Consider the following 9,756-nt stretch of genomic DNA (forward strand, 5'->3'; position numbering starts at 1 on the left):
GCAACCACGACGCGGTGGTTGCGGCCAATGTATTCGGCACCTTCGGGCGTGGGCGAGTCGAAGCTGATTAGCCAACGCCCGCCTTTGGGAGAGGGCAGGGCCAGGCGAATGGCTTCCGGCAAGGTGGCAGTGGCTTCGGAGCCGACGCTAACCTGGTAGACCCCCGACCGCTTCCCTGGGGTTATGGCTAGGTTGAGGCGCTGGGCGGCAGCCAGGAAGAATTCGCGCACAGCTTCGGGATCCCCTAGCACGGCATCGGTGGCCTCCAGCTCCCGCTGCACTGCCTCAGGCTTGAGGGCCCGCTGGGCAAAACGGGTGCGGTTGCGCCGCTCCTGTTCGACAGAGCGATCCCAGCGCCGGTGAAACTCATCCACTTCCGGCACGCCAAGATCGAGGGTTAGCTGGCGCTCGGCGGACCAGTGTCCCTTGCGCAGGAAGAGGGCTTCGAGCACAGCCTGGGTAACGCTTTCGCTAGCCTCCGGCACAGGCACGTGGGTGCCCAGGGTGCGGTGGATCTCCCGCGCTTTGTTGAGCAACACCTCCAGTACCACGCCATCTACGGGGTTGTCGCGGCCAAAAAAGCGGATGACCTTGACCCGGCTGGCCTTTTGGCCGTAGCGATCCACCCGGCCCTCCCGCTGCTCCAGCCGATTGGGGTTCCAGGGCAGGTCGTAGTGGATGACGGCTGTAAACTTTTCCTGCAGGTTGATCCCTTCCGAGAGGCAGTCGGTGGCCACCAGCACCCGTGGTCGGTCAACTTCCAGGTTCGCGATCTTGGCCTCCCGCTCCTCGTCTCCCATCCTGCCCGTTACACAGGCTACTTGGGCTGGGGATCCCAGCTGTTGCCGAAGGTAACTGTCCAGATACTCCGCAGTGGCAACGTAGCGGCACCAGAGGATGGGATGAAAACCTTCCTGAAGCAACTTTTTCACCAGCTCGATGGCCCGCGCCAGTTTGGTGTCGTGCTCTGGGCCCTGGAGCTGTTTGGCCAGACGGGCCAGGGCCTGCAACCGGCGGCGGTCGCTATCCGGCAGGGTTGGGTCTGCGGCTTCAAGAGCTGGCGTTGGCAGCTCATCGTCGGTACGCTCTTCTGCCGACTCGAACACCCAGCGGCTCAGTTCTGCCTCAACCTCTTCTTCTGCCTCCAGGGTTGCTCCGCTGCGATTGTGCAATGCCGCTACTGCTGCCGCCGGGCTGGACATTACGCAGCGCAAAAGGGCCAGCGCTCCCCAGTAGCGCACTCGCTGCTGGCGCTTCTCTAGTTGCTGCCCTGTGCACACCAATTCCGAGCAAAACCCATAGGTGTCCTCGAACAGCTTGCGCTGCCCCTCAGAAAGGGTGTAGGTTTCATCTTCAGCTTCCCGGGTTGGAAAACAGGTGAGCTCCTGCCAAGTTTCCCGAATATCTCGCCGCGTGCGCTGGACAAAATGACGGGCTAGCTGGACGCGTTGGTCTTCGTTGAGATCCTGGAGATCCCATGTCTCGAACTCGGGCCGCAGCAGCCCCAGCAGCGAGCGGAACGCCTCTTCGACACCGCTGTGGGGAGTTGCCGTCAGCAGGATCAGGTGGCGGTTGGGGTTTTGGGCCACCGCTTTGAGCAGACTGTGGCGCTCCTGCTGGTTTTTGCCATGGGCCGCCGCTGCCCCATGGACTTCGTCGGCAATGACCAGCTCAGGACAAAATTGCAGAAATGGGTGGCGGTTGCGCTCGGTCTTGACGAAGTCAATGCTGGCCACCTGGACAGGAAAGTGCTCGTAGAGGCTGCGCCCAACAGGGGTTTTTCGCTCCAATTGCCCCACCGTTCCCGAGCGGATGACCACTGGCTCCAGGTTAAACTTCTCGGCCAGCTCGCTGGCCCACTGCTCGCACAAATAGGGAGGGCACAGGACACAAAGGCGTCGGATCTCGCCGCGATCCAAAAGCTCCCTGGCTATCAGCAGCGCCTCGATGGTCTTGCCCACCCCTACGTCGTCGGCAATCAATAGCCGCACCGGATCGAGGCGCAGCGCCATGAGCAAGGGCACAAACTGGTATACCCGTGGCCGAATCGAGAGGCGCCCCAGAGAGCGAAAGGGAGTTGCGCCCTCCCGTAAAATCAGCCGGGCCGCCTGCCAGAGGAGAAGGGTACTGGTGGCATCGGCAGGATGATCCCCAGAGGGCCAAGGAAAGGCGGTAGGCTCCACTCGCTCGAAGGGCAAGGTGCCGCCCACAAGGTTCATCAGGTGTCGGTGAATGCAAACCGCATCTTCTGGGGTGCCGGTGAGGGGCCGCAGCACCACAATTTCTTCTGAATCAGCGGGGAGCACCACCCACTCGCGGTTGCGGCAGCGGACAATTGAGCCAGGCTGCATGGGATCCCTGGGAGCGACCTACCTTTTCCATTGCATCTTAGATACTCTTTGGGGACAACTCTCTCCCATCTCCCAATACCCTGCCGGCAGCGGTAGGATGAAACGGAGCCGGCCTCAGGTACCCCTCTGGCCCACCGACATCATGAGCAGCCCCCGTTATCCGTTTGAGCGTGTTCGCGAGCACTTGCTCTTCCAATCTTTGGAAGATGCCGAGTGGAAGGCGCTGACGGCAGCCCTGTTGCCCAGCCGCTTTTCCCCAGGCCAGGTGATCTTCCAGGAAGGGGATCCCAGTAGTGACCTGTACATGATCCTCAGTGGAGTGGTGGAGCTGCGTCGCCAGTACGTGCGACATCCGGGAGATTATTGGCTGGCCACGCTGCACGCCGGGCGCTTGTTTGGGGAACTTTCTCTGCTGACGGGGCGGCGGCGCTCCTTTACGGCAGTGAGCATGACCGAGGTGCAAACCCTACGCCTTTCCACCGAAGGGCTGATCCTGCTGCCTCTGGAAGTCCAGGTGAAACTCTACCGCGCCTGGAGCCAGATCATCAGCGAGCACCTTTACTGGCTGGATAGTATGTTCACGGATCTGCTGGAGCAGCGAGGGGTAGAAAATGTAGCCTCGGCTATGGCTCTGCTGCACCAGCGCTATCCCGCTTGAAAGAGGCTCAATCCCTGCTCCGCATAGGTTTGCAGGTCAACGTCCACGAAGACAACCCCTTGGATCCCAAATTTTGTCTTCAGAATGTTCAGGGGTTGCGATATCATGTGCTAAGCAGCAGCCCCCAAGAGATTTCAAGCAGCGAGGTCAGGAGCAGTGGTTAGGGTAGCCATCAACGGGTTTGGTCGCATTGGTCGCAACTTTTTGCGCTGTTGGCTGGGTCGCTCCCAGTCCAACCTGGACATTGTTGCCATCAACGACACCTCAGATGCTCGCACGGCTGCCCACCTGCTCAAGTACGATTCCATCCTTGGGCCGTTGCAGGGAGCAGACGTTGAGCCTGCAGAAAACGGTTTGGTGGTGAACGGCAAGCACATCCATGCCGTTTCCGACCGCAACCCCAGCAACCTGCCCTGGAAAGAGTGGAAGGTGGATCTTGTTATCGAGGCTACAGGTGTTTTTGTCGACTACCAGGGCGCCTCTAAGCACATAGAAGCGGGAGCCAAAAAGGTGGTGATCACCGCTCCGGCCAAGGGGGGAGACATTCCCACGTTTGTCTACGGTGTTAACCAGCACACCTACGACCCGGTGCGCCACAACATTGTCAGCAATGCCAGTTGCACCACCAACTGCCTCGCCCCGATCATCAAGGTGTTGCTGGACAAGTTCGGCGTCCTTCGCGCCACCATGACCACCACCCACAGCTACACCGGCGACCAGCGGATTTTGGATGGGGGCCATCGTGACCTGCGGCGGGCGCGGGCAGCAGCGTTGAGTATGGTGCCCACCACTACCGGGGCGGCCAAGGCGGTGGCTTTGGTGATCCCGGAGCTGAAGGGCAAGCTGAATGGGGTGGCGGTACGGGTTCCCACGCCCAATGTGTCTCTGGTGGATTTGGTGGTGCAGACGGAGCGGCGCGTGATTGCCGAGGAGGTAAACGCTGCCCTGAAGGAAGCCTCAGAAACTACGATGAAAGGGATCCTCGCCTATTCGGACATCCCGCTGGTCTCGATTGACTATCGCGGCCACGATTGTTCGGCCATTGTGGATGCGGAGATGACCAGTGTGCTGGATGGGGATCTGGTGAAGGTGATGGCTTGGTACGACAACGAGTGGGGCTACTCCCAGCGGGTGGTGGATCTGGCCGAGTACATGGCTGCTCACTGGGTGGAGTAGGCTGCTTCGGTTGGCTTCCCCATCATTCTCCCATCAAGAACTGGGCAAAAACCTGCCAGCGCTTGCCGTCGTGGAGGAGAAGCGTCAAAGCCGACGCCGTGAAGGAACTTTGAAAAAAACGGGTCTTGAACTGCGGCCAAGCGGCGCGAAAGTGGGCGGGGGTTAGATCTCGAAAGGCAACGGTCATGTGGGGCACGAACGGACGGCCCTGAGCGGTTGTCTCTTTCTGGTTGAGAAGGATCCCCATGTGGTGATGGGCTTGAGCTTGTAGCCGCTGCAGTTCTGGGGAGGGCACGACATGGATAAAAATGACGCGCGGTGCGAAGGCCCCAAAGCCGGATAGCTGGATGGAGACGGGGGTCTGACGCCTGGCAAAGTCCTCTAGGGATCCCGTCAAGGCTGGCAGCTCGGAACTGGGCCACTCGAACGGCGGCACCAGGGTGATGTGGGGGGGAGAGCGCAGAGCTGCTCGGCTGGCAAATTGCTCTGCAAACTCTTGCTGGATGGCCGTCACCTGCTCTTGCAGGGCCGGAGGGGGAAGCAGAGCAAGAAACAGTCGCTGCTTGGGGTTATCCACCAGCATCGGTAAGAACCTAGAGAACAGGGGATAATGCAACTGTAGCCAAGCCCAAACATCTTGTTATGTCGCGTCCTGTCGCTTCTTCCCCTATCCTGGATCCCTCCTCGGCAACCGGATCCCCAGGCCAAGCGCCTCAGCCGGCTCCCATTCCGCCCTACCAGTGGCATTTGTTCCTGTGTGCGGATCAAACTAAGCCCAAATGTTGTGAGAAAGCTGTGGGATTGGAAGCCTGGGACTATTTAAAATCGCGGATCAAAGAATTGGATCTGGAAATCGGGAGCGCCGGATCCCTGCGGGTGCACCGCACCAAAGCCAACTGCCTGCGGGCGTGCGACTATGCTGTTCCCGGCCCTGTGCTGCTGGTCTATCCCGGTGGGTTTTGGTACCACTCGGTCACGCCGGAGGTGGTGGAGGAGATTCTTCAAAAGCACATCTTGGGAGGGATCCCTGTTGTTGAGTATCTGGTAGCCCAAGATACCCTCAGCGCCCCTGATCCAAAAGGGCATGGATAGCCTGCACGCACTCTGCCGTCACCTGCTGCAAATCGGCCTTATCGCTGGAAGCAGGGGGGGGAATCACGTCGCCAATGCGCACCGTGATGGGGCAGAACAAACGCGGCCACCGGGATCCCTTGGGCAGCACTTTCTCGGTACCCCAGAGGGCCACAGGCAACAGAGGGGTTTGCGTTCGCGCTGCAACCAGAGCCGCTCCCAAGTGGGGGTGAGGAATGCGGCCATCGGGGGTACGAGTGCCATTCAAAAAGATCCCCACCGCCCATCCCCGCGCCAAGGCTGCTTCTGTGGCTCGCAAGGCAGCGCGGTCGGAGCCGCCTCTTTTGACCGGATAGGCCCCGTAGAGCTGAATCGCTTGCTTCAACCCCGGCACCCGAAACAGCTCTTCCTTGGCCATGAAGGCCACCGGGCGGCGCACCGCATTGGCCACCAGCGGCGGATCCAAATGGCTGGCGTGGTTGCTGACGACGATGAGGGATCCCTGGCGAGGCACGTTTTCCTGCCCATAGGTGCGCCCAAAATACAGTCCCCGAAACAAGGGGTTGACCACCAGCCACTTGAGCAGCCAGTAGGCCAACCAATCCCGGCGGCGATAACCCATCTGTGAGTCCAACGATCCCTGCCACTCCGGCAGCAGTTCCCTCTCTGAGTGTAGTGGAGGGTGGGTGCTGAAGGGGATCCCTGGGCTTCAGCTCTCCAAATCGGGATCCTCACCCAAAGCCCGCAATCTTGCCGCCAGACGCTCCGCCCGTTGATGTTCTCGCTCTGCCCTTTGGCGTTCTTGCTCGGCCCGTTCCCGCTCCAACTCAGCCCGTTCATCGCCGGTCAGCAGCAACTGCCCTTGGGCATCACACCAGCGCAGCCAGCGAGCTTGTTTCCCCTCAAAAACGCCTTCCCACACCGTCAGGCCCAGCCCCACCTGTTCTAGCCAGGTCTCGGTCATTTCCGCGTAGTGGCGGCCCCGCAGTTCGAAAATGCGCAACTCCTCCGGCCCCAGCTCATGATTGGGATCGAAGACCGCGTAGTAGCTAACTCGCATCTGCTCATAACGGCTCAGCTTGCCTTCCAGCTCGTCGCCTTCGCGGTTGGAGACGATCTCGATCACCACATCCGGCGGCTTGTCAAATTGCCAGAGCAGGTAGCAACGGTTTTGCTTCTCCCACCATTGCTCCGGCACCGTGACGTCCAGGCTGAGAAAAACATCCGGCACAATCGGGGGCCGACCGATGGCGGTGTAGATGCCTACATTTGCCGCTGCTAAAAAGGTTTTGCCGCGCAAAGCGCTGTAGAGAGCCCCTGTCAAGAGGCGCTGCTGCTTTTCGGAGGCGAAATTATCCACCGGGGTATCGTCCTCCGTCACAAGGTCGGCAACGTCGGGAACCAGCAGTTCAGTATCCATGGGCAGATGGGGGTGGGGATGCCAGTGATCTTAGCCGCTCACCTCAGGGATCCTCTGCTCCCTGAGAAACAGAGAAAACAGAGTCCTCGAGCAAGCCCAGGTACAATCGAGAAAGCTTTACTTAACGATGATTTCTTTTTCTTCGCTGCTCGATGCAGATCGACATCCGTCCCGCGGAAAACTCGGACAGTGCGGCTCTGCTCCACATTTTGCAAGTGGTCTTTGCGGAGTATCCAGGCTGTGTATTGGACATCGAAGAGGTGCCGGAGTTGCTTCAGCCTGCCACAGCTTTCGCGGAGATGGGGGGATCCCTTTGGGTGGCGCAGCATCAGGATCAAGTGGTCGGCTGTGTCGGCCTTGTGCCCGATGGGATCCCTGGGCGCATGGAGCTGAAAAAACTCTACACTCTGCCCACAGTGCGCGGTCGGGGTTTGGGTCGGCGTTTGATTGAACAGGCCGAATTTGCGGCTCGGCAGCAGCAGGCGGACTCTCTGCATCTGTGGACAGATACTCGCTTCACGACGGCTCATCGGGTTTATGAGCGGCTCGGCTATGTGCGTCTGCCGGAAATTCGTGAATTGCACGATCGCAGCAACTCTGTGGAGTATCACTACGAAAAGCGTCTCCGTTGAGGGTCGGGCTGTTGAACTGTGATGCGTTGGTGATTGGCTGTGGAGTGGTGGGCTGTGCCATTGCCTACGAATTGGCCACAGCTGGGCTGTCGGTCATTGGAGTGGATGCCGGGGAGCCGGCCTCAGGCGCCGCGGGCGCGTCGCTGGGGGTGTTGATGGGGATCTGCAGCCGCCAGCCTAGCGGGGAGGTGGTGCAGTTGCGTCTAAAAAGCCTGGAGCTGTTCGATCCCCTAATCGCGCGGCTGGAGGAAGACCTGGGCCGGAGTTTGCCCGTCAATCGGCGCGGCATTCTCAAACTCCTCAGGGAGGAGGAAGTGGAAGCTTGGCAAGAGACCCTGGCGGCCCGCCGACAAGCAGGTTACCGCCTAGATCTGCTCAGCCCTGCCGAAGTGGGATCCCTGCAGCCCGGCCTGCGCAGCGACCTGGCGGCGGCCATCTACTCTCCCCAGGATCGGCAAGTCCAACCCAAGCTCCTAACCCAGGCTCTCTGGGAAGCAGCCCAACGCAAGGGATCCCGCTTTTTCTTCCACCAGCCTGTCCAGAAGATTCAGCGCAGCTCGGATCCCCCCTTTCGCCTGCAAACGGTTTACACGCCCGCTCTCACCCTCTCGGCAGGGCACGTCATCCTGGCGGCAGGTCTGGGCAGCTCTCCTCTGGCCAAAGAGCTGGGGCTGCAGGTGCCGCTGCAAGCGGTCAAAGGTCAGGCCCTGCGGGTCAAAGCCCCCGGGATCCCCCTGGGGCCCGTGGTCACCGACGCGGATCTGCATCTGGTTCCTTTGGGCGATGGATCCCTGTGGGTGGGGGCAACAGTGGAATTTCAGGCCCCTCATCCCGAGCCGACGCTGCTGGCGCTACAAGATCTGCTGGCCCGCGCCATCCGACTCTGCCCGGCTTTGGCCGAAGCGACTTTGTTGGATCATTGGGCCGGCCATCGGCCTCGACCAGTGGGACAGCGCGCCCCCATCCTGGGTTGGGCTCCTGGCTACGCCAATCTGCTCATTGCCACCGGCCATTATCGCAATGGAGTGTTGCTGGCCCCGATCAGCGCCGCCATCCTGCGGGACTTGGTACTGAAAGGGGAAACAGCCCTCTGTGATCTAGGGCCCTTTGCCCCCAGACAGGGCTGAGCCCGTATCCATCTTCCGGCTCTCGGCCCGCCGATGGACAGGACATATGTCAGAATGAAAGGCTGCCTGGTTAGGATCGGATCGTCCGTTGAGTAGCCCAAAGGAGAAGAGAGCCTTGCCGAAGTTCGCCCTAAAAGCCCTCTGGTTGGAAAACGATTTGGCTATTGCCGTCGATCAGGTGGTGGCCAAAAACCGCAGCCCCCTCACCCACTACTTTTTCTGGCCGCGGGATGACGCCTGGGAGCAGCTTAAGGCTGAGCTGGAAAGCAAAACTTGGATCAGCGAAGTGGATCGCATCGAGCTGCTTAACCGAGCCACCGAACTCATCAACTACTGGCAAAACGGCGGGCGCAACCGCCCCATCAGCGAAGCCCAGGCCCAGTTTCCCGACATCCTGATCGGCGGCAACTCCTAGCCCTCTCCCCCCTGTCAGCCAAAACGTGACTCCGGATCTGCCCATCTTGCTCAGGCTCCCGTCTTTGAGCTAGATTGGCACTCGGGAGTTTAGAGTGCTAACTCCCTGCTGGCCGAGCCGGAGGATTCCTGGGAACCCCACTCCGCCTGGCAGTACCCAAAGTAGGAGCCCAGTCAGACTTACGAGGATCGCGGATTCTATGGCAAAGCGGATTCTGTTTAGAGAAGAGGCCCGCAAGGCATTGGAGCAGGGCATCAACCAACTGGCGGATGCAATCAAGGTTACGATTGGCCCCAAAGGACGCAACGTGGTCTTGGAGAAGAAGTTTGGTGCCCCCCAAATCGTCAACGACGGGGTCACGATTGCCAAGGAAATTGAGTTGGCCGATCCTTTGGAGAACACAGGCGCCCAGTTGATGCGGGAAGTGGCCTCTAAGACCAACGATGTGGCCGGAGATGGTACCACCACAGCCACCATCCTGGCCCAAAGCATGGTGCGGGAAGGGCTCAAAAACATCTCGGCGGGCGCCAACCCTGTGGCCTTGCGACGCGGCATTGAAAAGACCACCGCCTACTTGGTGGAGCAAATTGCGGCTCACGCCAAGGCTGTGGAAGGCCGTAAGACCATCGCCGAAGTAGCCACCATCTCTGCCGGCAATGACAGCGAAGTGGGAGAGATGATCGCCAAGGCCATGGATGCTGTAGGGCGAGATGGGGTGATCACGGTCGAAGAATCCAAGTCGCTGGAAACCGAGTTGGACGTGGTGGAGGGGATGCAGTTTGACCGCGGCTACATTTCCCCCTATTTCGTCACCGACTCGGAGCGGATGGTGGCCGAGTATGAGAATGCTTATCTGCTGATTACCAGCAACAAGATCTCCAGCCTGCAAGATCTGGTGCCCATCCT

The 9,756-nt window shown here is 60.1% G+C and carries 11 protein-coding genes; 7 read left to right on the forward strand and 4 right to left on the reverse strand.

Going from position 1 to position 9,756, the window contains the following annotated elements; all coding sequences use genetic code 11:
- A partial coding sequence (locus NW819_RS06755) for a helicase-related protein (RefSeq protein WP_414413283.1) occupies positions 1 to 2,351 on the reverse strand: 2,351 nt, incomplete at its 3' end.
- Between the two features lie 97 nt (positions 2,352 to 2,448).
- Between NW819_RS06755 and NW819_RS06760 the strand changes: the two genes are divergently transcribed.
- Together NW819_RS06760 and gap are read left to right on the forward strand one after the other, a co-directional pair.
- Positions 2,449 to 3,009, forward strand: a complete 561-nt coding sequence (locus NW819_RS06760) for a Crp/Fnr family transcriptional regulator (protein ID WP_187147224.1) — start codon at positions 2,449 to 2,451, stop codon at positions 3,007 to 3,009.
- Between the two features lie 156 nt (positions 3,010 to 3,165).
- Positions 3,166 to 4,185 (forward strand): type I glyceraldehyde-3-phosphate dehydrogenase, encoded by a 1,020-nt coding sequence (gap, locus tag NW819_RS06765; RefSeq protein WP_414413284.1) that lies wholly within the window; start codon positions 3,166 to 3,168, stop codon positions 4,183 to 4,185.
- Between the two features lie 22 nt (positions 4,186 to 4,207).
- Here gap and NW819_RS06770 read toward each other — a convergent pair whose 3' ends face one another.
- The gene (locus tag NW819_RS06770; protein WP_414413285.1) at positions 4,208 to 4,768 is read right to left on the reverse strand and encodes a 2'-5' RNA ligase family protein; all 561 of its coding nucleotides are present in this window, start codon (positions 4,766 to 4,768) and stop codon (positions 4,208 to 4,210) included.
- A 59-nt stretch (positions 4,769 to 4,827) separates the two neighbouring features.
- Between NW819_RS06770 and NW819_RS06775 the strand changes: the two genes are divergently transcribed.
- Positions 4,828 to 5,277, forward strand: coding sequence for a (2Fe-2S) ferredoxin domain-containing protein (locus tag NW819_RS06775; protein WP_414413286.1), 450 nt, complete (start codon positions 4,828 to 4,830; stop codon positions 5,275 to 5,277).
- Here NW819_RS06775 and NW819_RS06780 read toward each other — a convergent pair.
- Together NW819_RS06780 and NW819_RS06785 are read right to left on the reverse strand one after the other, a co-directional pair.
- Positions 5,246 to 5,878 (reverse strand): lysophospholipid acyltransferase family protein, encoded by a 633-nt coding sequence (locus NW819_RS06780; protein WP_414408400.1) that lies wholly within the window; start codon positions 5,876 to 5,878, stop codon positions 5,246 to 5,248. The two genes, NW819_RS06775 and NW819_RS06780, sit on opposite strands and share 32 nt — an antisense overlap.
- A gap of 87 nt (positions 5,879 to 5,965) precedes the next feature.
- Complete coding sequence (locus NW819_RS06785; RefSeq protein WP_414330056.1) at positions 5,966 to 6,676, reverse strand: Uma2 family endonuclease; 711 nt, start codon at positions 6,674 to 6,676, stop codon at positions 5,966 to 5,968.
- A 152-nt stretch (positions 6,677 to 6,828) separates the two neighbouring features.
- On the opposite strand from NW819_RS06785, the gene NW819_RS06790 reads away from it, so the two are divergent.
- From NW819_RS06790 to groEL, 4 genes are all read left to right on the forward strand, one after another.
- Positions 6,829 to 7,308, forward strand: a complete 480-nt coding sequence (locus NW819_RS06790; protein WP_414413287.1) for a GNAT family N-acetyltransferase — start codon at positions 6,829 to 6,831, stop codon at positions 7,306 to 7,308.
- A gap of 11 nt (positions 7,309 to 7,319) precedes the next feature.
- Positions 7,320 to 8,435 carry an NAD(P)/FAD-dependent oxidoreductase gene (locus NW819_RS06795; RefSeq protein WP_414413288.1) on the forward strand — a complete coding sequence of 372 codons (1,116 nt, stop codon included), beginning with the start codon at positions 7,320 to 7,322 and terminating at the stop codon, positions 8,433 to 8,435.
- Positions 8,436 to 8,523: 88 nt separating this feature from the next.
- Positions 8,524 to 8,850 carry a 30S ribosomal protein PSRP-3 gene (locus NW819_RS06800; protein ID WP_414330048.1) on the forward strand — a complete coding sequence of 109 codons (327 nt, stop codon included), beginning with the start codon at positions 8,524 to 8,526 and terminating at the stop codon, positions 8,848 to 8,850.
- Between the two features lie 199 nt (positions 8,851 to 9,049).
- The coding region (gene groEL, locus NW819_RS06805; protein WP_414413289.1) for a chaperonin GroEL at positions 9,050 to 9,756 on the forward strand (707 nt) is incomplete at its 3' end.

Origin of the sequence: Synechococcus sp. R8-2, assembly GCF_047461715.1 — a bacterium.
Lineage (GTDB): Bacteria > Cyanobacteriota > Cyanobacteriia > Thermostichales > Thermostichaceae > Thermostichus.